Source organism: Streptomyces sp. NPDC046215 (assembly GCF_040646215.1).
In the GTDB taxonomy this organism is placed as follows: Bacteria; Actinomycetota; Actinomycetes; order Streptomycetales; family Streptomycetaceae; genus Streptomyces; species Streptomyces stramineus.
This window is the reverse complement of the sequence record NZ_JBEYZW010000031.1, coordinates 1-22501: the sequence shown is the minus strand read 5'-3', so window position 1 is coordinate 22501 and position 22501 is coordinate 1. Positions and strand designations below refer to the sequence as shown.

Here is a 22501-nt window from a genome sequence, read left to right as displayed (position 1 = left end):
CGCGGGCCACCGCCCCGCGTAGGGTCCCGATCATGAGCGATACAGAGATCCGGCGCGCGACCGCCGACGACATCCCCGCCCTCGTGAAGCTGCTCGCCGACGACCCCCTCGGGGCGCAGCGGGAGACCCCGGAAGACCTCGCTCCGTACCGGGCGGCCTTCGCCCGGATCGCCGCCGACCCCCACCAGCACCTGGTCGTCGCCGTGCGCGACGGCCGCACGGTCGGAACGCTCCAGCTCACCCTCATACCGGGGCTGTCCCGGCGCGGCGCGTCACGCGCGCTGATCGAGGCCGTGCGCGTCGACAGCGAGGAGCGCGGCGGGGGTCTGGGCACCCGGCTCGTCGAGTGGGCCGTCGGCACCGCGCGGGACGCGGGATGCCGGCTGGTGCAGCTCACCTCGGACGCCACACGGATCGAGGCGCACCGCTTTTACGAGCGGCTGGGGTTCGAGGCGTCACACCTGGGCTTCAAGTTCCAGCTGTAGCTCGGTAGCGGTAGGTACGGGACGCCGGGGCCCGTTCCGAACGGCCATCGGCGTCCCGAATCTACCCCGAGCTCAGGGGCCGGCCTTCCGGGCGCGCGTCCGCTCGCGGTGCGCCTTCTGGCGGCAGGCGGCACCGCAGTACCGGGCGGGCCGGCCCGTCCGGGCGGAGGGCACGGGTCCGGCGCAGACCGCGCACCCCGTTTCGTTACGCAGTGGCGCCCGCGGCGGGGGTAGTTTCGTCACGCTTCTTCCCGGGCGGAGGCTGTCGCACATCAAGGCCGTCATCCTCCCGGGCGGGCCGTCCGGGCCGCGCCGCCGCTCCATCGCCAGACAGCCGAAGAGCAGCGCCAGCACGTCCTCGACGCTCACGTCTTTCCTTACCGCGCCCGCCTGTTGAGCCCTGTCCAGGAGGACGGACAGGGCCGCGCGGAAGTCCTTCTCGATGTCCGGCGTCGGCTCGAAACGCGCCCCGGCACCGCCGGAACTCTCCTCCAGCGCGTCCTGGAGCGCCTTGTTCCGCGCGGAGATCCTCACCACAGCCGACAGATAGCGGTAGAACACCACCCCGGGGTCGGCTGCAGTGGCCAACTCCCGTGCGGTGTCGGTGAAGAGCTGGATCCTGCCCACCACTGTCGCCCTGAACAGGGCGTCTTTGGAGGGGAAATGGCGGTAGACCGTGCCCGGGCCCACTCCGGCCCGGCGGGCGATCTCGGTCAGCGGTACCGCCAACCCGCCTTCCTCGAAAGCGGACCGGGCCGCTTGCAGCACGAGCGCCCTGTTGCGGCGAGCGTCCGCCCGGAGCGGTGCGCCGACCCGCGCCGGGGGCGGGGCGGTCCTGCGGTGTGCCATGCGGGCGGGCCTCCGGGCGGCGAGGAGCGAAGCGGGGTGGTGATTCCGATTCTATCCGGGCTGGTAGAGGAGCGGAGGGAGTGCACAAAGAGGCGCTAAATGTCATATATACCTACTTGAGGGCATGAAAAAACCGCCGCCGGTGCGCGGGGCACCGACGGCGGCAGAGGGCCCTAAGACGGCCCGCTCAGGAGGCTCAGGCAGCGAGTGCGGCGTCCCACGCGGCGCCCGCCGCTGCCCGCGCCGCGCCCTCGCCCTCGTCCGCGATCTCCGCGCCCACCGCCCGCAACCCCGCGGCCAGTGCCGACAGCGAGGCCAGGACGACCGCCCGGTCGGCCGCGAGACCGTAGTGGTTAACGCGGATCATCTCCTTCGCCAGCGACCCCGCCGCGGCCTGCACGGGCACGGCCGGGTCGGCGGACAGCGCCGCCGCGACGACCTCCCGGGCGTCGACACCCGCGGGAGCACGCAACGTGGTGGCGACCGGGGCCGCGTCCCCGTCACGGGTCACATAGGGAGTGAGGGCGCCCAGTGCCCGTACGCCTGCTCGGGTAGCCGCGGCGGCGGCGCGGTGTCGGTTGATCACGGCGTCCAGGCCGACCGCCTCGATCCGGTCCACGGCCTGCTCCAGGGCGAGCATCTCCAGCTGCGCGGGCGCGTGCGGCAGCGCCGTGCGCCCGCCGTCGATCCAGCGCTCCTTCCAGTCCAGCAGGGAGAGGTACGAGCGGCGCGGAGCCTGCTCGTTGGCGGCGATCCGCTCCCACGCGCGGGCGCTGACCGACACCGCCGACACCCCGGCCGGGCCCGTCATCGCCTTCTGCCCGCCGATGACGCACAGGTCGACGCCCCACTCGTCGGTCAGCAGCGGTTCCGCCCCGACGGACGCCACCGCGTCCAGCATCAGCAGCGCGCCGTGCTCCCGCACGACCTTTCCGATCTCCGCCACCGGATTGGTGTTGCCGGTGGCCGCCTCCGCGTGGACGAGGCTGACGAAGTCGATCGCGGGGTGGGCGCGCAGCGCCTCGGCGACCTGCTCCGGGCCGGCCGCGCCGCTGAACGGCGCCGTCACCGTCACGACCTCAGCGCCGCAGGACCGCAGCCAGCCGCCGAACGTCTCCCCGTACGGGCCCGTGATGATGTTCAGCGCGGTGCTGCCGGGGCGCACGGCCGAGCGGATGCACGCCTCCAGGGGCAGCAGCGCCTCGCCCTGCATGGCGATCACGCTCTCGCGCGTCCGCATCAGCGCGGCGACCTTGTCCTCAATGCGCGCGAAGTGCGCGGCACCGAGCGGTGCGAGGTCGAGCAGGACCGGTGCGGTGTTCGCAGTCACGGTGGCCTTCCAGGGTGGTATCGCGCCGCGTTCCGGCGCCCGCCAATCTCTCCCCGAGCCTACGTCCGGGTGGTGGCGGGCGCCGAGCCCGTCACCGCCAGCCGCCCTCGTCCACACCCCCCGGCACCGCGTCCCCGCGCTCGTACGGCTCCCGGGTGAAGACGAAGGTGCCGAGGTCGAGATGGCTCACCGCGCCCCCGCCGGCCGCCCGGACGACCCTCAGCGTCTCGCCCGTGTAGTAGCCGTCGAGGCCCGTCCACGTGCCGTCGGCCTCCGGGCGGAAGCGCGACCCCCGGCCCGCCGCCCCCAGCGGTGTCAGGTCCAGCGACCCGCCCGCGCCGAGGCGCACGGTGAACGGCGCCGCGCCCCAGTGCCACAGGCCCGTGAGCTCCAGCAGGGCCGGGTCCACGTCGCCTTGGCCGAGCGGACGCCAGGGTGCCGGAATGCGGGGTTCGCGGTCGGCGACCGTGCGCACCAGGTCCGCGGCGGCGGGGATGACGTCGAAGCAGGACGTCCGATTGGCCAGGACCACACCGGCCAGCGCCTCCTCCGGACTCGCCCACAGCGTCGCCACGAACCCCGGCATCGAACCGACGTGCCCGACCAGGGTCCTGCCCTCCCGGCGCACCACCTGGATCCCGAGCCCGTACGTGCTCGACCAGGCCGGGTCCGTGGGCGCGCACTGCGGGGTGCGCATCTCCGCGAGCGTCGCCGCACCGAGCACGCGGTCGTCACCGTCGAGGAGGAACGCCGCGAAGCGGCACAGATCAGCCGCTGTGGACCAGAGCTGCCCGGCCGGGCCCATCCGCCCGGTGTCCACCGCGGGTTCCGGAAGCAGTACGTCCGCCCAGGGGTGCACGGCCCGGCCCGCCGCGTGCGGGGCCTCGGGCGCGAGCGTGGTGCGGTCCATGCCCAGCGGTGCCAGCACCTCCCGGCGCAGCGCCTCGCCCCACGGCTCCCCGCGCAGCCGCTCCACCAGCGCGCCGAGCAGCGCGTATCCAGGGTTGGAGTAGTGGTGCAGCCGGCCCGGGGCGTGCAGCTGGGAGCGCTCGGGGAAGTTGTCGGCGAGCTCGGGGCGCAGTTCCCCTTCCGTGCGCTCCCACCAGGGGCCGCGCGCCTCGGCCACCAGGCCCGAGGTGTGCGCGAGGAGCTGGGCGACGGTCGCCTCCCCGCCCTCGGGAACGTCGAGGTACGTGCCGAGCGGCCGGTCGAGATCGATCAGCCCCTCGTCGCGCAGCCGCATCACCAGGACGGCGGCGAACATCTTGGTGAGCGAGCCGATGCGGTACTGGGTGCCGGCGCCGACCGTCTCCTCACCGCTGTCCCCGGACGCGGAACCCCGCCCGCCGGACCACACCATGCGCCCCTCGCGCATCACCGCGCCCACCAGAGAGGGCGTGCGGCCCTCACGTTGCGCGACGGCGATCCGGTGCAGCAGGGCCCGCTCCGTCTCCGGCAGCAGGTCGGCGGCCCCCCGGCCCTGCGCGGAGCTCTCGTATGAGGTGATCATGCCCGCACCCTAGCCAAGGCCGCTTCCCACCCCAGGGGGTGACCGGCGCACTGGCGTTGACGCCGACGTCAAGGTCTACGGTCGTGCCCATGCGCATCGGGGAACTGGCCCAACAGGCGGGCACCACCACCCGCACCCTGCGGCACTACGAGTCCCTGGGGCTCCTGACCGCCCGCCGCACCGGCAACGGCTACCGCACCTACGACGAGGAGGACCTGCGCCTCCTCCGGCAGATCCGGACCCTCCAGGACTTCGGCTTCGGCCTGGAGGAGACCCGGCCGTTCGTGGACTGCCTGCGCGCCGGGCACCCGGCCGGCGACTCCTGCCCCGCCTCGCTCGCGGTCTACCGCCGCAAGCTGGCGGAGCTCGACGAGCTCATCGCCCACCTCGGACGGGTACGGGCCGAGGTCGGCGCCCAGCTCGCCCGCGCCGAACTGGAAGCCACCGCCGGCCTCCCCGGCGGCCCGCCCCCGCGCTGCGCCTTCACCGCACCCGACACCGAACAGGAGACCGGCAGCCCATGAACCTCGGCACCGCCGCGGCTTCGGCCACTTCAGTGGCTTCCGCCCTATCTGTCCCGACCGCCACGGCCACCCCGTCCAGCACGGCCACCCCGTCCGTCACGTCCAGTACGACCGTCACGACCGTCATGTCTGTCACGGACGACACCTTCGCCGCCGAGGTCCTCACCTCGGAACTGCCCGTCCTCGTCGACTTCACCGCCGACTGGTGCAAGCCGTGCCGCCAGATCGCCCCCGTCCTCGCCGGGATGGCGGCCCAGGAGGCCGGTCGGCTCAAGATCGTCCGGCTCGACGTGGACACCAACCCGCGGACCCAGGCGGCCTACGGCGTCCTGTCCATGCCCACGCTCATCCTCTTCCGCACCGGCGAACCCGTGAAGTCGCTGGTCGGCGCGCGCCCCGAGCGCCGCCTCCGCCAGGAGCTCGCGGACGAGCTGCCCTGGCTCGCCCCGAGCTGAAGGCGGCTCGGCTCCCCGGCGTCAGCCGAGCTTCTTGACCTGCGCCTCGATGACGGCCTTCGGCTGCTCGGCCTTCCCCGTCAGGCTCTGGGAGTAGAAGGTCGCGACCGTGGAGCCCTTGCGGACCGCCACCAGCTGTCCCGTGCCGGGCGTGCCCTCCATGTCCACGGTGAGGGTGAAGGCGAGCGCCTCGTCACCCGCCGTGTACGAACCCGTCTCCACCTTGGTGACCTTCGTCTTCGTGCCACCGGCGTCCATGGTGAAGCCGCCGGCGCAGTCCGCGCCCGCCTTCTTCAGCGCCGCCACGGCGTCCACGCCGCCCTTGCCGTCGTACGAGCCCAGCGTGTCGACCGTGACCGTCGCGCCGATGGCGCCCATGCCGGCCTTCATCTTCTCCTCGGCCGAGGCGTCCGCGGGGAGGGGCTTGGCGATCGGCACGATCTTCCGCGCCACGGTCGCGGCGGCGCTGCCGGGGGCGCGCAGGCCCATGATGTCGGTGAGCACCTTGCACTCGGCCTTGTCGCTGCCGACCGTCTTGGCCGCGGCGACGTCGACCGCGCTGGGCGCCTCGATCTTGTGGTCCTTGAGGTCGCTCTGGGTCAGCACCAGCTTGTCCAGCTCGGCCTGCGGGAGCGCCTTCGCGTTCGCGCCCGGCGCGGCGGGGGCCGACGCCTTGCCCTTCGGCTCGTCCTTCGCGCCCTTCGCGGGCTCGTCCGAGCCACAGGCGCTCACGAGAAGGGCCAAGGAGACCGCCGACGCGGCGACAGCGGTACGGCGGAGGGTGGTGCGGCGCATGTGACAGGACTTTCTCTGGAACGGTGAACGACGCCTCTTCGCGCGGTTCACTCACCAGCGGTCACACAGCGGTGGCTGCGCATCGGTGGCTGCACATCAACGGCCAGGCGACAGCGGCCGGGCGGCAGATGGGCATGCGTCAGGTGGGTACGCGAATCGTCGTACGAGAGGGCCCAAACCTATGTCCAGAACCGGTCCACGGATCAACTTTTTTTGGCCGGATCCCAATCGTGATGACGGCGCAATCACACCTGTATCCAACCGAGACACCCACCGCACAACCCACGGGCCCCACGCGCACATCAAGCCCCGCAGGGCCGGCGATCAGGCCCCCGCCATGTCCACGAAGCGGGAGTAGTGACCCTGGAAGGCAACCGTGATCGTGGCCGTCGGGCCGTTACGGTGCTTGCCGACGATGATGTCCGCCTCGCCCGCGCGCGGGGACTCCTTCTCGTAGGCGTCCTCGCGGTGCAGCAGGATGACCATGTCCGCGTCCTGCTCGATCGAGCCGGACTCACGGAGGTCGGAGACCATCGGCTTCTTGTCCGTGCGCTGCTCGGGACCACGGTTCAGCTGCGAGAGGGCGATGACCGGCACCTCCAGCTCCTTAGCGAGGAGCTTGAGGTTTCGCGACATGTCCGACACTTCCTGCTGACGGCTCTCGGCCCGCTTGGCGCCACCCGCCTGCATGAGCTGCAGGTAGTCGATGATGACGAGCTTGATGCCGGCCCGCTGCTTCAGCCGGCGGCACTTGGCGCGGATCTCCATCATCGACAGGTTGGGGGAGTCGTCGATGAAGAGCGGCGCCGTGGAGACATCGGGCATCCGGCGGGCGAGGCGCGTCCAGTCCTCGTCCGTCATGGAGCCGGAGCGCATGTGGTGGAGCGCCACCCGCGCCTCGGCCGACAGCAGGCGCATCGCGATCTCGTTGCGGCCCATTTCGAGCGAGAAGATCACGCTCGGGAGGTTGTGCTTGATCGAGCAGGCCCGGGCGAAGTCCAGCGCGAGCGTCGACTTGCCCATGGCCGGGCGGGCGGCGATGACGATCATCTGGCCGGGGTGCAGGCCGTTCGTCAGCGAATCCAGGTCCGTGAAGCCCGTGGGGACGCCGGACATCTGGCCGCTGCGCGAGCCGATGGCCTCGATCTCGTCGAGCGCGCCCTCCATGATGTCGCCGAGCGGCAGGTAATCCTCGCTGGTGCGCTGCTCGGTGACCGCGTAGACCTCGGCCTGGGCCTTGTTGACGATGTCGTCGACGTCGCCGTCGGCCGCGTATCCCATCTGCGTGATGCGCGTGCCCGCCTCGACCAGGCGGCGGAGCACCGCCCGCTCGTGGACGATCTCGGCGTAGTACTCCGCGTTGGCCGCGGTGGGGACCGACTGGACCAGGGTGTGGAGGTACGGCGCGCCGCCGACGCGGGTGATCTCGCCCCGCTTGGTGAGCTCGGCCGCGACCGTGATCGGGTCGGCGGGCTCGCCCTTGGCGTAGAGGTCGAGGATCGCCTGGTAGATCGTCTCGTGCGCCGGCCGGTAGAAGTCGTGGCCCTTGAGGACCTCGACGACATCGGCGATGGCGTCCTTGGAGAGCAGCATGCCGCCGAGCACGGACTGCTCGGCGTCGAGATCCTGCGGGGGGACGCGCTCGAATCCGCTCGCCGCGCCCTGCCGGCCCTCGCCGCCCTGGGACCAGGAGCCTTCCTCGTCGTGGTCGCGGCGCTCGCTACGGGGCGCTCCGTCGCCCCGGCGGGGGCGGGAGACGGGGAGCCGGTCGCTGGGGCCGGAGTCCGCCCAGGGGTCGTCCATGGGCGGTTCGGGGATGCTCATCCCGCCACCTCCTCCCGTCCGCGACGCGGACCTCGCCGTGCAGTTCTTTCTTACGGCACGGCTCTGACAATTAAGTCGCCCGACTCCGGTTCCGGTGCGTCGAGTTCGTGGTGATCTCGTCAGGTCGTCGAATCCGGAACAGGCTGCGGGCGCCGGTCCACGGTAGGCCCGCGGGCACCGTCAGCCAATCTGGTTATCCACAGGGCATGTGGACGACGGGCGCCATCCTGTGGGTAACTCCGTGGATCCTGTGTACGGCACGGGGGAAACCGCTGTGGACAAACACACAATCACTCCCGGGACACGCCTCTGACCTGCACTTTCGCCATCCACCGGCTGTTGAGGAGAAAAACTTTCCCAGTCGGCCCAAGATCGCGACAAACGACGCAGAGAAGATCGCCCCGGGCTCCCAGATGTAAGGGTCCTAGATCAGTTGCGCCAATTACCTGTGGAAGATTAGGTTGAGACCATGAACCAGGCCCCCGCGCGCGACCCCCGCCCGGCTCGCCGGCACGACCGCGAGATCCTCTCGCTGGCCCTGCCGGCCTTCGGCGCGCTCGTCGCGGAGCCGCTCTTCCTGATGGTCGACAGCGCCATCGTCGGCCACCTCGGCACCCCCCAGCTCGCCGGGCTAGGCGTCGCCGGCGCCCTGCTCTCCACCGCCGTCAGCGTCTTCGTCTTCCTCGCCTACGCCACCACGGCGGCCGTCGCCCGCCGCGTCGGCGCCGGTGACCTCCCGGCCGCCATCCGGCAGGGCATGGACGGCATCTGGCTCGCCCTCCTCCTCGGCACGGCCGTCATAGCCACCGTCCTGCCCACCGCACCGGACCTCGTCGAGCTCTTCGGCGCCTCCTCCACCGCGGCCCCGTACGCCACCACCTACCTGCGCGTCAGCGCCCTCGGCATCCCCGCCATGCTCGTCGTCCTCGCCGCCACCGGCGTGCTGCGCGGCCTGCAGGACACCCGGACGCCGCTCTACGTCGCCGTCGGCGGCTTCGCCCTCAACGGGGCCCTCAACCTCGCCCTCGTCTACGGCGCCGGGCTCGGCATCGCGGGCTCCGCCTGGGGCACGGTCATCGCCCAGTGGGCCATGGCCGGCGTCTACCTGGCCGTCGTCGTCCGGGGAGCCCGGCGGCACGGCGCCTCGCTCCGGCCGGACACCGCCGGGATACGCGCCTGCGCCCAGGCAGGGGTGCCCCTCCTCGTCCGCACCCTCTCCCTGCGGGCCGTGTTCCTGATCGCCACCGCGGTCGCGGCCCGGCTCGGTGACACCGAGGTCGCCGCGCACCAGGTCGTGCTCAACCTGTGGAGCCTGCTCGCCTTCGCCCTCGACGCCATCGCCATCGCCGGCCAGGCGATCATCGGCCGCTACCTCGGCGCCGACGACCCGGCCGGGGCCCGGGCGGTCTGCCGGCGGATGGTGCAGTGGGGCATCGTCTCCGGCGTGGTGCTGGGCGTGCTGGTGGTGGCCGCGCGGCCCCTGTTCATCCCGCTGTTCACCACCGACGCGACCGTACGGGACGCCCTGCTGCCGGCGCTGCTGGTCATGGCCCTCACCCAGCCCGTCGCCGGCGTCGTCTTCGTCCTGGACGGTGTCCTGATGGGGGCCGGTGACGGCACCTATCTCGCCTGGGCGATGCTGCTCGTCCTCGCCGTCTTCGCGCCCGTCGCCCTGCTCGTGCCCGCCTTCGGCGGCGGCCTCACCGCGCTGTGGTGGGCGATGGGCCTGATGATGGCGGCCCGCCTGGTGACCCTGTGGCTGCGGACCCGCTCGGGCCGCTGGATCGTCACCGGGGCGACCCGCTGATCCCCTCGGGGGCCTCCACGAGCCGACGGCGAAGGGCCGCACCCCGGGGTGCGGCCCTTCGTCACGCGTTACCGATCGCGAAGCGATCAGGCAGCGACGACCTCGATGCCGAGCTTGGCAACGACGTCGGCGTGCAGACGCACGCTGATCTGGTGCGAGCCCAGCGTCTTGATGGGCGAGCCCACCTCGACACGGCGCTTGTCGACCTTCGGGCCACCGGAAGCCTCGATCGCCGAAGCGATGTCGGCCGGGGTGACGGAGCCGAAGAGGCGGCCGGCGTCGCCGGCGCGGGTGGCCAGGCGCACCTTGGTGCCCTCAAGCTGACCCTTGACCTCGTTGGCCTGCTCGATCGTGGCGATCTCGCGGATCTTGCGGCCGCGGCGGATCTGCGCCACGTCCTGCTCGCCACCCTTGGTCCAGCGGATCGCGAAACCGCGCGGGACCAGGTAGTTGCGGGCGTAGCCGTCCTTGACGTCGACGACGTCACCGGCGGTGCCGAGGCCGGAGACCTCGTGGGTGAGGATGATCTTCATTTTTCGGTCACCCTTCCCTTATCGCGCGGACGACGTGTAGGGCAGCAGCGCCATCTCACGGCTGTTCTTCACGGCCGTGGCGACGTCGCGCTGGTGCTGGGTGCAGTTGCCGGTCACGCGGCGGGCACGGATCTTGCCGCGGTCGGAAATGAACTTCCGCAGCATGTTCGTGTCCTTGTAGTCCACGTAAGCGGTCTTGTCCTTGCAGAACGCGCAGACCTTCTTCTTAGGCTTGCGCGGAGGCGGCTTCGCCATTGTCTCTCTCCTGTGTGATCAAGAAGTTTTAGTGCTGTCGCCCTCGGGCCGTCGCGGGCCCGGGCCCGCGAAGGGCCTAGAAGGGCGGCTCGTCCGAGTAGCCGCCGCCGGAGTTGCCGGAGCCGCCGCCCCAGCCACCGCCGCCGCCGCCCTGCTGGCCGCCGGACGGAGCGCTGGTCGCCCACGGGTCGTCGGCGGGAGCACCGCCACCACCCTGCTGCTGGCCGCCGGCGGGGGCATTGCCCCAGCCGCCGCCCTGCTGCTGGCCGCCACCGCTGCCGCCGCCAAAGCCACCCTGGCCACCGCGACCCGCGGTCTTGGTGACCTTCGCCGTGGCGTTCTTCAGGCTGGCGCCGACCTCTTCGACGTCGAGCTCGTAGACCGTGCGCTTGACGCCCTCGCGGTCCTCGTAGGACCGCTGCTTGAGCCGGCCCTGCACGATGACGCGCATGCCGCGCTGAAGCGACTCGGCGACGTTCTCCGCGGCCTGCCGCCAGACCGAGCACGTGAGGAAGAGGCTTTCGCCGTCCTTCCACTCGTTGGTCTGCCGGTCGAAGGTGCGGGGAGTCGACGCGACGCGGAACTTCGCGACCGCCGCACCGGACGGGGTGAAGCGCAGCTCGGGGTCGTCGACGAGATTGCCGACGACCGTGATGACGGTCTCGCCTGCCATGGATGAACCTCTCGGCGGGTGTGCTGCTGGCTGCTTGCTACTCGTTGCGATGCAGCCCGATTACCTCTGAACCGCTGGGGTTCAGTGGGTCTCGGGACGGAGGACCTTGGTCCGGAGGACCGACTCGTTCAGGTTCATCTGTCGGTCGAGCTCCTTGACGACCGCAGGCGTGGCCTGCAGGTCGATGACCGAGTAGATGCCCTCGGGCTTCTTCTTGATCTCGTACGAGAGACGACGACGGCCCCAGGTGTCGACCTTCTCAACCTTTCCGTTGCCCTCACGGACGACGGAGAGGAAGTTCTCGATCAGCGGGGAGACAGCGCGCTCCTCGAGATCGGGGTCGAGGATGACCATCACCTCGTAGTGACGCATGTGGAACCCACCTCCTTTGGACTCAGCGGCCACGGTCGTTCCGTGGCAGGAGGGTCGTGATGCGTAAACAACGGTATCGGCCGACACTGACAATCAGCGGAAAATCCCTGGGTCGCCCCGAGGACCGAAGCTGGTCTGGGCAGACACCGGTGCAGACCGTACACAGTACCCGCACTCCGGCTTCCGGTTGAAATCCAGTGGTCCGGGACCGCAATCTGGACGTCTCGGGTGTGACCGGCGCTACAGTGCGCCGCCTGCCTTCAGGAGGTAGCTCCATGACACAGGCCGCTCGGCAACCCCATGGCCCGCGGACATTCATCGGCTCCGCCCTCAACAGCGACGGCAAGCCCCATCCCGTCGAGAACACCTTCGTCGCGGTGACGATCGTGCTCGGGGCGCTCGCCGCCATCAGCTCGGCGTTCCACAGCCTGCACCTGCTCAGCTCCTGGAGCGGACTCCTCGGCATCCTCTCCGGCGCCTGGGGCCAGTACATCTCACAGACGACGGGCGAGCGGTTCCTCCTCATCATCGGGCTGGGCGCCGCCGCGCTGGGCTTCTTCCTCGGCATGGCACACGGCGGCCTCTTCGGCGGCCTCATCGGATAGCCCGGGCACGGGCCGGTCGGGCTGCGCGGGCCGCACGGGCTGCGCAGGCGGTACGGGCTCCGCGGGCGGTACGGCCCGTACGGACGGACGGCCGGGCCGTGCGGGACGCTCAGGCTGCCCGGACTGCTCGGGCTGCCCGAGCGGGCCCCGCTCGCGGGTGGCCGCGGACACGCTCCCGGCCGCCCGCCGGGCCCTGCCAGGCAGGGCCCGGGAGGGCCCGGGCAGGCTGTACGGCAGTACGCCCAGGCGAGGCGCTGCCCCCGTCGCAGTAGGCTTCGGCGCGAGAGCCGGAGCCCCGACCCTGGGGACACACCTGCCGAGGAGCGCCCCGCATGACCCTGACCCTGAGGACAATCAGCCGAGAGCAGCATCTGGCGTACATCCAGAGCCTGCCCGCGGCCAGTCACATGCAGGTGCCGGCGTGGGCTGACGTCAAGGGCGAATGGCGCTCGGAGAGCCTGGGCTGGTTCGACAAGAACGGCCAGCTCGTCGGCGCGGGCCTGGTGCTCTACCGCCAGCTGCCCAAGATCAAGCGTTACCTGGCCTACCTCCCCGAGGGGCCGGTCATCAACTGGTTCTCGCCGCACCTCGAGGACTGGCTGCGGCCCATGCTCGCCCACCTGAAGCAGCAGGGCGCCTTCTCCGTGAAGATGGGCCCGCCCGTGGTCATCCGGCGCTGGGACTCCAACGCCATCAAGTCGGGCATCGCCGATCCGGACGTCAAGCGCCTGCGCGACGTCGAGGCCACGCACATCGAGCCGCGCGCCTTCGAGGTGGCCGACCAGCTGCGCCGGATGGGCTGGCAGCAGGGCGAGGAGGACGGGGCCGGCTTCGGTGACGTCCAGCCGCGCTACGTCTTCCAGGTGCCGCTGTCGAACCGCTCCCTGGAGGACGTCCACAAGGGCTTCAACCAGCTGTGGCGCCGCAACATCAAGAAGGCCGAGAAGGCCGGTGTCGAGGTCGTCCAGGGCGGCTACGAGGACCTGCCCACCTGGCAGCACCTCTACGAGATCACGGCCGAGCGCGACAAGTTCCGCCCGCGCCCGCTGAGCTACTTCCAGCGCATGTGGACGGCCCTCAACACCGAGGACCCCAACCGCATGCGGCTGTACTTCGCCGTGCACGAGGGCGAGGCTGTCGCCGCCGCGACGATGCTGATCGTCGGCGGGCACGTCTGGTACTCCTACGGCGCCTCCGCCAACCACAAGCGCGAGGTCCGCCCGTCGAACGCCATGCAGTGGCGGATGCTGCGCGACGCCTACGCCCTGGGCGCGAGCGTCTACGACCTCCGGGGCATCGGCGACTCCCTCGACGAGAGCGACCACCTCTTCGGCCTCATCCAGTTCAAGGTCGGCACGGGTGGGCAGGCGGCTGAGTACCTCGGCGAGTGGGACTTCCCCCTCAACAAGCTGCTCCACAAGGCTCTCGACATGTACATGTCGCGTCGCTGACCCTCGCGTTCCTTCCGTTCGCACGACCACATCACCCAGCAGGCACAGGGAAAGGCTCCGGGACCGGCCATGGCGCTCACGCTCTACATCGACACCGCGCGTTGGCGGGCGCACCAGCAGACCGTCATCCAGCAGTTCCCGGGCATCGTCCCGGTCTGCAAGGGCAACGGTTACGGCTTCGGCCACGAGCGCCTGGCCGACGAGGCCGCGCGCTTCGGTTCGGACATCCTCGCCGTCGGCACCACCTACGAAGCGGCCCGCATCAAGGACTTCTTCAGCGGCGACCTGCTGGTGCTCACCCCCTTCCGGCTCGGCGAGGAGCCCGTACCCCTGCCCGACCGGGCCATCCGGTCGGTCTCCTCGGTCGAGGGCGTCCGCGGGCTCGTCGGCGCCCGCGTCGTCATCGAGGTCATGAGCAGCATGAAGCGGCACGGCATCAGCGAGGAGGACCTCCCCAAGCTGCACGCCGCCATCGAGGACGTGCGCCTGGAGGGCTTCGCGATCCATCTGCCGCTCGACCGCCCGGACGGCTCCGACGCCGTCCAGGAGGTCACCGCCTGGATGGAGCGGCTGCACCACTACCGGCTGCCCCTGCACACCATGTTCGTCAGCCACCTCAAGTCGGACGAACTCGCCCGGCTGCAGCAGCAGTTCCCGCAGACCCGCTTCCGGGCCCGCATCGGCACACGGCTGTGGCTCGGCGACCACGACGCCACCCAGTACCGCGGTGCGGTCCTGGACGTCACCCCGGTCTCCAAGGGCGACCGCTTCGGCTACCGCCAGCAGAAGACCGCCGGTGACGGCTACCTCGTCGTCGTGGCCGGCGGCACCTCGCACGGCGTCGGCCTGGAGGCTCCGAAGGCGCTGCACGGCATGATGCCGCGCGCCAAGGGCGTCGCCCGCGCGGGCCTCGCGACCATGAACCGCAACCTCTCGCCCTTCGTCTGGGCGGGCAAGCAGCGCTGGTTCGCGGAGCCCCCGCACATGCAGGTCTCCATCCTGTTCGTGCCGAGTGACGCCCCGGCCCCCCAGGTCGGTGACGAGCTGGTGGCCCACCTGCGGAACACCACCACTCAGTTCGACCGTCTGCTCGACCACTGACCCACCCCCCTGGGTACGGGGCCGGAGCCGCGCCTACTGCGTGCGCTCTCCGGTCCCCCATCGGACACCCGTGCCGCCGGAGTGCTCCGCGTGCCGTGCCCGGCGCGCGGAGCCCGGGGCGAATATGTCCGGCGCCCCGTCCAGGACGCCGCCCGAGGGGTCGTCCGAGCCGTCCCGGCGGACGACGTCCCGCTCCGGCATGAGGATGTCCCGCACGACGATCGCGCACAGGTACAGCGTCCCCAGCAGGTGCAGGGCGATCGCCAGCTGGTAGCCCTCGGTGGGCAGGCCCTGGTGTTTGTCGCCGCTGCCCGTGTACGCCAGGTAGGACCAGATGCCGAGGAAGTACAGCACCTCGCACGCCTGCCAGACGAGGAAATCGCGCCACTTGGGCCGGGCCAGCACCGCCAGCGGGATCAGCCACAGCACGTACTGCGGCGAATAGACCTTGTTGGTCAGGATGAAGAGCGCCACCACCAGGAACGCCAGCTGCGCGAAGCGCGGCCGCCTCGGCGCGTACAGGCCCAGTGCGCCCAGGCCCAGGCAGCCCAGGATCATCAGCAGCGTCACATAGGTGTTGGCGCCCTCCAGCGGGTTCCCCGTGCGCTGGGAGATGAGGAGCCAGACCGAGCCGAAGTCGATCGGCCGCTCCTGGCTGAAGGTGTAGAACTTCGCCCAGCCGTCCCGGATGTGGAAGCCCGCGGCGTCATGCGTGATCATCACCGGCAGATTGACCACCAGCCAGGCGCCGGCCGCCGCCGCGGCCGCGGCCCCGAACGCCCGCATCCGGCCGGCCCGCCAGCACAGGACCAGCAGCGGCCCCAGCAGCAGCACCGGGTACAGCTTCGCGGCCGCCGCGAGGCCGATCAGGGCGCCCGCGAGGAGCACCCGGCCGCGGGACCACATGAGCATCGCGGCCGCGGTGAGAGCCACCGCGAACAGGTCCCAGTTGACGGTGGCGGTCAGGGCGAAGGCCGGGGCGAGGGCGATCAGCAGGGCGTCCCACGGGCGGCGCCGGTGCGTCCGGGCCGCGCAGACCGCGATGACCGCGGTGCAGGCCATGAGCATTCCGGCGTTGACCAGCCAGTTGAGCTGCTCGCGGTGCTGGATGGTGCCGCCGCCGGGCGTGAGCAGGGCGGCGATCTCCATGAACAGGCCGGTGAGGACCGGATACTCCAGATAGTCCATCCCGCCGGACAGTGACTGCGGAATCCGGTCGAAGTACGGAATGAGACCCGCGTCGAAGCCGCGTCCGCTGTAGAGGTGCGGGATGTCGGAGTAGCAGGCGTGCGTGTACTGGGTGGTGGCGCCGTAGAACCAGCCGTAGTTGTAGCACGGCAGCTTCTGCACCATCCCGAGCGCGAACATCCCGATCGCCACCAGCGCGACGATGCGGACCGGCGTCCACCAGCCGCCGACGGGCAGCGCACGCCGCCCCGCCGGCCCGCCGATGAGCTCGCTGCCGGCGGCGGCCACCTCGTCCTCGACGGTGGGCCGTACAAGCTGGTCGTCCCGCGCGCTCCTCATGGGGGCCATCCTGCCGTACCGGCCTGTGCGCCGTCGGAGCCTGTGGATAACCCTGAGGGCCGCCCCACACGAACGTGGGACGGCCCTCGGGCCCATCAGGTCACCCGGCTCGTCCGGAGCCGGTATCTCAGCAGGTCAGCCGTCCATCCCGCCGAACAGGCCGCCACCACCGGGCCGCCGGCTCGGCTCCGGCGACGGCGACGCGCCCGGCTCGCCACCGGGCCCGCCGTTGTCGCCCGGGCCTCCCGAGTGGCCGCCGTTGCCGTTGCCGCCGCCGTTTCCGCCGTGCTTGCACCGCAGGTCCAGCGGGTGGCAGGACCTGCTGGCCGACGGGCTGGGGGAGGCGGGCTTCGAGGGGCTCGGCGAAGCGGACTTCGACGGGCTGGGCGAGGCGGACGTCGACGGAGCGGCGCTGGGGGCGGGGCTGGCACCGTCCCCGTAGATCTTCTCGCCGATCGGCTCCGCCGGCTCGAACTGCTCCACCGGCTGGCCCTTGAGGGCCTTGCCCATGTAGTCGGCCCAGACCTCCGCCGGGAACGACGCACCGTGGATGGACTCCTTGCCACCCACACCGCGCATCGACAGGAACTCCTGCTTCTTCGCATTGGGGTCGACCCGGTACATGCCGATCGCCGTCGAGAGCTGCGGGGTGTAGCCCGCGAACCACGCCGAGCGGTTCTCGTCCGTCGTACCCGTCTTGCCCGCCGCCGGCCGGTTGCCGAGCTGCGCCGACGTACCGGTGCCCGCGTCCACGACGGTCTTCAGCACGTCGGTGACGTTGTTGGCCACCTTGGGCGAGAACGCCTGCTTGCTCGCGCTCTCGTGCGTGTAGGCGGGCTGGCCGTCCTTCTCGACCTTCTCGACCGAGTAGGGGTCGGTCTGCTTGCCGCTGGCCGCGAAGGTCGCGTAAGCGCCCGCCAGCCGGATCGCACTGGGCGCCGAGGTGCCCAGGGAGAAGGTAGGCGTGGGCGCGGCGAGCTGGTCCTCGTCCAGGCCCGCTTTCACGGCGGCGTCCTTCACCTTGTCGGTGCCGACGTCCATGCCCAGCTGGATGAACGGGGTGTTCACCGAGAACTGCATGGCCGTCCGGAGCGTGATGAGCCCGCGGCTCTCGTCGCCGTCGTTCTTCTGCCGCCACTCACCACCGTTGGTGTCGCGCCAGACCGTCCCGTTGTAGTTCCTCAGCGTCAGTTTGTTGTCACCGTTGTAGATGCTCTCCGGCGAGACGAGCGTGCGCTGGCTCATCGTCTGGGTCGCACCGAGGTTCGGGTTCCGCTTGCCCTCCGACATCGCGGCGGCGAGCACGAACGGCTTGAAAGTCGAGCCCACCTGCACACCGGTGTAGTCGGCGTTGTTGGTGTAGTGCTCCAGGGCGTTGGCACCGCCGTAAATGGCGACGATCTTGCCCGTCTTCGGCTCCACGGAGGCGCCGCCGAACTGGACGAACTTGTCCCGCTCGCGCACGTCCGGCTTGATGTTCGCCTTGCGGACCTCTTCGACCGACTTCGCCAGGGCGTCGACCTTGTTGCGGTCGAACGTCGTGTGGATCTGATAGCCGCCCCGGTCCAGCTGGGACTTGCTGATCCCGGAGTGCGCCACGATGTAGTTGTCGGCGAGGTCGGTGAGGTAGCCGATCTGTCCGGCACGGTTGGTGGCGGCCTTGGGCTTCTGGGGCATCGGGAACCCCTTCTGGACCCAGGAATCGCGCTCCGCCGACGTCATGCGGCCGACCTCGACCTCACGGTCCAGCGTCCACTTCCAGCGGTCCGAGGCACGCTTGAGGTTCTTCTCCGGCGTCGCCGCCGGCCCCTGACCGCCGTAGGGGTCGTACAGGTTCGGGCCGTTCAGCGTCGCCGCGAGAAAAGCGCTCTGGCTGGCGGTCAGCTTCGAGCAGTCCGTGTCGAAGTACGCCCGCGCCGCGGCCTGGATTCCATAGGCCCCGCGACCGTAATAGGCCGTGTTCAGGTAGCCGGCGAGAATGTCGTTCTTGTCCATCGAGGTGCCGACTCTTATCGAGATCAGCAGCTCGGTGGCCTTGCGCTTGAGCGTCTGTTCCTGGCTCAGATAGGTGTTCTTGACGAACTGCTGGGTGATGGTCGAGCCACTCTGTGTCTCACCGCCCTGCGCCATCTTGACGACCGCTCGGGCGATGCCCATCGGGTCGACGCCCCAGTCATCATAGAAACTGGCGTTCTCGGCGGAAATGACCGCACTCTGCATCGATTTGGGGATCTTCGCGAACGGCACGATCTGCCGGTTGAGATCACCACCGCCGGCCACGACCATCTGCTTGCCGTCGGCCCAGTAATAGACGTTCTTCTGGGTCTCCGCGGCCTTCTGCGCGTCCGGCACCTGCACGAGCGCGAGCGCGATCCCCACGGTGCCCAGGATCAGCCCTATGAACGTGAAGCCCATGCCGAGCACGAGCTTCCAGGAGGGCACCCAGCGCCGTATCCCGGCCTTGCCCGCGCGCGGGTAGTCGATGAAACGCTTCTTGCCCGGGCGACCTCCGTCCCGCCGGCCGCGGGCCACCGCGCCGGAGCCCTGGTCGGACGGGCGTCTGCGCCCGGGCCCTCCGCCGCGCCGGTCGGCCCGGCGGGCGAAGCCGGCGTCGTCACCCCGGGCTGAGCCCGGCGTGGCGGAACTGCTGGGTGATGCTGTGCGACGGCCGGGCGTCGGCTGTGGGGCCGCGCGCCTGGACGCGGCGCGTCCGCCGCCCTGAGGCTGCGGCGGCTTGCGGCGGTGCTCGCTCATCGAACGACTACTCCTCGGGCAGGCACTAACGCCTGGAAGCGGCAGGTGGGTTGCGTTCCCCCTGAGGTGCGGGCCGGCTCCCTCCAGCAGCCGGACGCACTACATCCGGAACGAGGACGCCCCACGGCGTCACACGGTTCCCGGTGGTTTGCATGGCGCACAGACTACGCACGGTCAAATCGCTCCCACTGCGGAGGTTCACTCCAATTCAGGCAGGTTGTGTCCCACGAATCGGTGATGTGACCTCGTTCACCGTGCCCCCTCTTGTCGCAACAGGATGGCCGTTCTATCGTCTGGATGTATCGAGTCGATACATCAGCTCGGCATAAGGGACCTAGCGGACCAAGGAGGCGACACTTGAGCAGACGCTCCGGCATCCTCGAGTTCGCCGTTCTCGGCCTGCTCCGTGAGTCCCCGATGCACGGCTACGAACTGCGGAAACGCCTCAACACCTCACTCGGGGTGTTCCGCGCGTTCAGCTACGGCACCCTCTACCCCTGCCTGAAGGCCCTGGTGGCCAGCGGCTGGTTGATCGAGGAGCCCGGCAGCGCTCCCGAGGACGCCCGCGCGGCGTCGCTCGCGGGGCGACGGGCGAAGATCGTCTACCGCTTGACGGCAGAAGGCAAGGAACACTTCGAGGAACTGCTCGCCCACAGCGGCCCGGACGCCTGGGAGGACGAACATTTCGCCGCCCGCTTCGCGTTCTTCGGGCAGACCTCGCGGGATGTACGGATGCGGGTGCTGGAAGGCCGCCGCAGCCGGCTGGAGGAGCGTCTCGAAAAGATGCGCGCCTCCCTGGCCCGTACCCGCGAGCGGTTGGACGACTACACCCTCGAACTGCAGCGACACGGCATGGAGTCGGTGGAGCGCGAAGTCCGCTGGCTGAACGAGCTGATCGAGAGCGAGCGGACCGGGCGCGACATGCGCAAGGGCTCCGCGCCGCAGGACACATCTGGAGATGCGGACGGCATCCCCCGGGACGGGGACAGTTCCCGGCCGGGTCCGTCCGACGACACCACCAAGTGAGCTCTGCACTCCGCAGGGCTTTCCTCGAGTACAAAAACAGGGAGCAACCGGAATGGGTTCGGTTCGCGTAGCCATCGTCGGCGTGGGCAACTGCGCCGCCTCGCTGGTGCAGGGCGTCGAGTACTACAAGGACGCCGACCCGAACGGTCGCGTGCCGGGTCTGATGCACGTGCAGTTCGGCGACTACCACGTGCGTGATGTGGAGTTCGTGGCCGCCTTCGACGTCGATGCGAAGAAGGTCGGCCTCGACCTCGCCGACGCCATCGGCGCCAGTGAGAACAACACCATCAAGATCTGCGACGTGCCGTCCACCGGCGTCACCGTCCAGCGTGGCCACACCCACGACGGCCTGGGCAAGTACTACCGCCAGACCATCGAGGAGTCCGCCGAGGCCCCCGTCGACATCGTCCAGGTCCTCAAGGACAAGCAGGTCGACGTCCTCGTCTGCTACCTGCCGGTGGGCTCCGAGGTCGCCGCCAAGTTCTACGCCCAGTGCGCCATCGACGCCAAGGTCGCGTTCGTCAACGCTCTTCCGGTCTTCATCGCCGGCACCAAGGAGTGGGCGGACAAGTTCACCGAGGCGGGCGTCCCGATCGTCGGTGACGACATCAAGTCGCAGGTCGGCGCCACGATCACGCACCGCGTGATGGCGAAGCTGTTCGAGGACCGCGGTGTCGTCCTCGACCGCACCATGCAGCTGAACGTCGGCGGCAACATGGACTTCAAGAACATGCTCGAGCGCGAGCGCCTGGAGTCCAAGAAGATCTCCAAGACGCAGGCCGTCACCTCGCAGATCCGTGACCGTGAGATGGGCGAGGACAACGTCCACATCGGCCCCTCGGACTACGTGGCCTGGCTGGACGACCGCAAGTGGGCGTACGTGCGCCTCGAGGGCCGCGCGTTCGGTGACGTTCCGCTGAACCTGGAGTACAAGCTCGAGGTCTGGGACTCCCCGAACTCCGCCGGTGTCATCATCGACGCCGTGCGCGCCGCGAAGATCGCCAAGGACCGCGGCATCGGTGGCCCGATCCTCTCCGCTTCCTCGTACTTCATGAAGTCGCCGCCGGTGCAGTACTTCGACGACGAGGCCCGTGAGAACGTCGAGAAGTTCATCCAGGGCGACGTCGAGCGCTGATCGGGCACAGCAGCTCAGTGAGCCGCCGAGCCCACTGAACGACTGTCTTGATCGCGGGCCCCCGGGTTGTCCACCCGGGGGCCCGCGCCGTGTGTGAGGCTGTGCGGCATGCCTGTCGTACGCGATCTGCGCGTCCTGCTGCGGCTACGGGATTTCCGCCGGCTGCTGGCCGTCCGGCTGCTGTCGCAGTCGGCTGACGGCGTCTATCAGATCGCCCTCGCCGCGTACGTGGTCTTCTCCCCCGAAAAACAGGCTTCTCCCACGGCGATCGCCTCCGCCATGGCGGTCCTGCTGCTCCCCTACTCGCTGCTGGGGCCGTTCGCCGGAGTGCTGCTGGACCGCTGGCGCCGCCGCCAAGTACTGCTGCACGGAAACCTGCTCCGTACGGCACTGGCCGTCGTCACCGCCCTGCTCATCGTCGCCCGCGTGCCGGACTGGCTCTTCTATGCCTCCGCCCTGTCGGTGACCGCGGTCAACCGCTTCGTGCTCGCCGGGCTCTCCGCCTCCCTGCCCCGAGTGGTCGACTCGGGCGAACGCCTGGTCATGGCCAACTCACTGTCCCCGACCGCCGGCACTCTGGCGGCGACCGCGGGCGGCGGCCTCGCCCTCGCCCTGCGGCTCGTGACTCCCGAGGGCTCCGGAGCGGACGCCGTGGTGGTCCTGCTCGGTGCGGCGCTCTACCTCAGCGCCGGCCTCTGCTCGCTGCTGATGCCGGCGGATCTGCTGGGCCCGGACACCGCCGCTCCCAGGTGCCGCCTATGGGCCACCCTCTCCACGACCACCAGCGGGCTGGCCGACGGGCTGCGCCATCTGGCGGAGCGCCGCACCGCCGCCCGAGCACTGGCCGCGATGACGATGATGCGCTTCTGCTACGGCGCACTCACCATCACTGTGCTGATGCTCTGCCGCTACGCCTGGACCGATACAGAAGCGGACGGGCTGGCACTTCTCGGCATCGCCGTCGGCGTCTCGGGGGCCGGATTCTTCGCGGCGGCCGTCGTCACCCCCTGGGCCGTGGCGAGGCTGGGGCGCGGCGGCTGGATGGTGGCGTGCGCCGCGGTGGCCGCGGTCCTCGAACCCGCCCTCGGCCTCCCCTTCGAGCGGGTCCCCATGCTGATCGCCGCCTTCGTCCTGGGGCTCGCCACCCAGGGCGCCAAGATCGCCACGGACACCGTGGTCCAGTCCGCGGTCGACGACGCGTTCCGGGGCCGGGTCTTCTCGCTCTACGACGTCCTCTTCAATGCCGCATTCGTCGGCGCGGCAGGGGTGGCGGCCCTGATGCTGCCCGCCGACGGCCGGTCGGCAGTGCTGGTGGTGACAGTCGCCCTGCTCTACGCGGCGACCGCTATGGCGCTGGCTGTTCTCCGCCGCCGGTGAGACGGCACCGGTTGTGGGGGGGGGGGGGGGGGGGGGGGGTTTTAAAGAGCCCCGCCGCCCCCACCCCCCCGCGGGGGAGGGGGGAGAAAAAGACGGAGCAGTACAACCAGACC

At 70.5% G+C, this 22501-nt stretch carries 21 protein-coding genes; 10 read left to right on the top strand and 11 right to left on the bottom strand.

Annotated elements, in window-relative coordinates; translation table 11 throughout:
- The first annotated feature begins 32 nt into the window (after nt 1–32).
- The gene (locus ABZ951_RS16000; RefSeq protein WP_344084917.1) at nt 33–485 is read left to right on the top strand and encodes a GNAT family N-acetyltransferase; all 453 of its coding nucleotides are present in this window, start codon (nt 33–35) and stop codon (nt 483–485) included.
- Nucleotides 486–557: 72 nt separating this feature from the next.
- On the opposite strand, the gene ABZ951_RS15995 is transcribed toward ABZ951_RS16000, so the two are convergent.
- The 3 genes from ABZ951_RS15995 to ABZ951_RS15985 all read right to left on the bottom strand — a co-directional run bounded on the left by ABZ951_RS15995 (nt 558) and on the right by ABZ951_RS15985 (nt 4174).
- Nucleotides 558–1334: a helix-turn-helix domain-containing protein gene (locus ABZ951_RS15995; protein ID WP_344084920.1), complete on the bottom strand. Its 777-nt coding sequence runs from the start codon at nt 1332–1334 to the stop codon at nt 558–560.
- Between the two features lie 196 nt (nt 1335–1530).
- Nucleotides 1531–2664, bottom strand: a complete 1134-nt coding sequence (locus tag ABZ951_RS15990) for an aminotransferase class V-fold PLP-dependent enzyme (RefSeq protein WP_344084923.1) — start codon at nt 2662–2664, stop codon at nt 1531–1533.
- A 91-nt stretch (nt 2665–2755) separates the two neighbouring features.
- Entirely contained in the window at nt 2756–4174 is a 1419-nt protein-coding gene (locus ABZ951_RS15985) for a serine hydrolase domain-containing protein (RefSeq protein WP_344084926.1), read from the bottom strand.
- An 89-nt stretch (nt 4175–4263) separates the two neighbouring features.
- Between ABZ951_RS15985 and ABZ951_RS15980 the strand changes: the two genes are divergently transcribed.
- Nucleotides 4264–4698: a MerR family transcriptional regulator gene (locus ABZ951_RS15980; RefSeq protein WP_344084928.1), complete on the top strand. Its 435-nt coding sequence runs from the start codon at nt 4264–4266 to the stop codon at nt 4696–4698.
- A gap of 125 nt (nt 4699–4823) precedes the next feature.
- The gene (gene trxA, locus ABZ951_RS15975; RefSeq protein ID WP_344084931.1) at nt 4824–5153 is read left to right on the top strand and encodes a thioredoxin; all 330 of its coding nucleotides are present in this window, start codon (nt 4824–4826) and stop codon (nt 5151–5153) included.
- A 21-nt stretch (nt 5154–5174) separates the two neighbouring features.
- Here trxA and ABZ951_RS15970 read toward each other — a convergent pair whose 3' ends face one another.
- Both ABZ951_RS15970 and dnaB read right to left on the bottom strand, forming a co-directional pair.
- Nucleotides 5175–5948 carry a hypothetical protein gene (locus tag ABZ951_RS15970; protein WP_344084933.1) on the bottom strand — a complete coding sequence of 258 codons (774 nt, stop codon included), beginning with the start codon at nt 5946–5948 and terminating at the stop codon, nt 5175–5177.
- Between the two features lie 324 nt (nt 5949–6272).
- The gene (gene dnaB / locus ABZ951_RS15965; protein ID WP_344084936.1) at nt 6273–7772 is read right to left on the bottom strand and encodes a replicative DNA helicase; all 1500 of its coding nucleotides are present in this window, start codon (nt 7770–7772) and stop codon (nt 6273–6275) included.
- Nucleotides 7773–8241: 469 nt separating this feature from the next.
- On the opposite strand from dnaB, the gene ABZ951_RS15960 reads away from it, so the two are divergent.
- Nucleotides 8242–9579 (top strand): MATE family efflux transporter, encoded by a 1338-nt coding sequence (locus ABZ951_RS15960; RefSeq protein WP_344084939.1) that lies wholly within the window; start codon nt 8242–8244, stop codon nt 9577–9579.
- Nucleotides 9580–9665: 86 nt separating this feature from the next.
- On the opposite strand, the gene rplI is transcribed toward ABZ951_RS15960, so the two are convergent.
- The 4 genes from rplI to rpsF form a co-directional block, all read right to left on the bottom strand.
- A complete protein-coding gene (rplI, locus tag ABZ951_RS15955) occupies nt 9666–10112 on the bottom strand; it encodes a 50S ribosomal protein L9 (RefSeq protein WP_087927231.1) in 447 nt (148 codons plus the stop codon).
- Nucleotides 10113–10130: 18 nt separating this feature from the next.
- Complete coding sequence (gene rpsR, locus ABZ951_RS15950) at nt 10131–10367, bottom strand: 30S ribosomal protein S18 (RefSeq protein WP_004950692.1); 237 nt, start codon at nt 10365–10367, stop codon at nt 10131–10133.
- Nucleotides 10368–10443: 76 nt separating this feature from the next.
- A complete protein-coding gene (locus tag ABZ951_RS15945; protein WP_344084987.1) occupies nt 10444–11040 on the bottom strand; it encodes a single-stranded DNA-binding protein in 597 nt (198 codons plus the stop codon).
- A gap of 81 nt (nt 11041–11121) precedes the next feature.
- Nucleotides 11122–11412, bottom strand: coding sequence for a 30S ribosomal protein S6 (gene rpsF, locus ABZ951_RS15940; protein ID WP_058045341.1), 291 nt, complete (start codon nt 11410–11412; stop codon nt 11122–11124).
- Nucleotides 11413–11687: 275 nt separating this feature from the next.
- Between rpsF and ABZ951_RS15935 the strand changes: the two genes are divergently transcribed.
- The 3 genes from ABZ951_RS15935 to ABZ951_RS15925 all read left to right on the top strand — a co-directional run bounded on the left by ABZ951_RS15935 (nt 11688) and on the right by ABZ951_RS15925 (nt 14569).
- Entirely contained in the window at nt 11688–12017 is a 330-nt protein-coding gene (locus tag ABZ951_RS15935) for a hypothetical protein (protein ID WP_344084992.1), read from the top strand.
- Between the two features lie 332 nt (nt 12018–12349).
- The gene (locus ABZ951_RS15930) at nt 12350–13468 is read left to right on the top strand and encodes a peptidoglycan bridge formation glycyltransferase FemA/FemB family protein (RefSeq protein WP_344084995.1); all 1119 of its coding nucleotides are present in this window, start codon (nt 12350–12352) and stop codon (nt 13466–13468) included.
- A gap of 69 nt (nt 13469–13537) precedes the next feature.
- Complete coding sequence (locus tag ABZ951_RS15925) at nt 13538–14569, top strand: alanine racemase (RefSeq protein ID WP_344084998.1); 1032 nt, start codon at nt 13538–13540, stop codon at nt 14567–14569.
- A 33-nt stretch (nt 14570–14602) separates the two neighbouring features.
- On the opposite strand, the gene ABZ951_RS15920 is transcribed toward ABZ951_RS15925, so the two are convergent.
- The gene (locus tag ABZ951_RS15920) at nt 14603–16096 is read right to left on the bottom strand and encodes a glycosyltransferase 87 family protein (protein ID WP_344085001.1); all 1494 of its coding nucleotides are present in this window, start codon (nt 16094–16096) and stop codon (nt 14603–14605) included.
- Nucleotides 16097–16231: 135 nt separating this feature from the next.
- Nucleotides 16232–18850, bottom strand: coding sequence for a transglycosylase domain-containing protein (locus ABZ951_RS15915; RefSeq protein ID WP_344085004.1), 2619 nt, complete (start codon nt 18848–18850; stop codon nt 16232–16234).
- Between the two features lie 357 nt (nt 18851–19207).
- Here ABZ951_RS15915 and ABZ951_RS15910 point away from each other — a divergent pair, with 357 nt between their 5' ends.
- From ABZ951_RS15910 to ABZ951_RS15900, 3 genes are all read left to right on the top strand, one after another.
- Nucleotides 19208–19876: a PadR family transcriptional regulator gene (locus ABZ951_RS15910; protein WP_344085007.1), complete on the top strand. Its 669-nt coding sequence runs from the start codon at nt 19208–19210 to the stop codon at nt 19874–19876.
- A 52-nt stretch (nt 19877–19928) separates the two neighbouring features.
- On the top strand, nt 19929–21011 hold the full coding sequence (locus ABZ951_RS15905) for an inositol-3-phosphate synthase (RefSeq protein WP_344085010.1): 1083 nt from the start codon (nt 19929–19931) through the stop codon (nt 21009–21011).
- Between the two features lie 108 nt (nt 21012–21119).
- Complete coding sequence (locus ABZ951_RS15900; RefSeq protein WP_344085013.1) at nt 21120–22388, top strand: MFS transporter; 1269 nt, start codon at nt 21120–21122, stop codon at nt 22386–22388.
- The last annotated feature ends 113 nt before the right edge of the window (nt 22389–22501 follow it).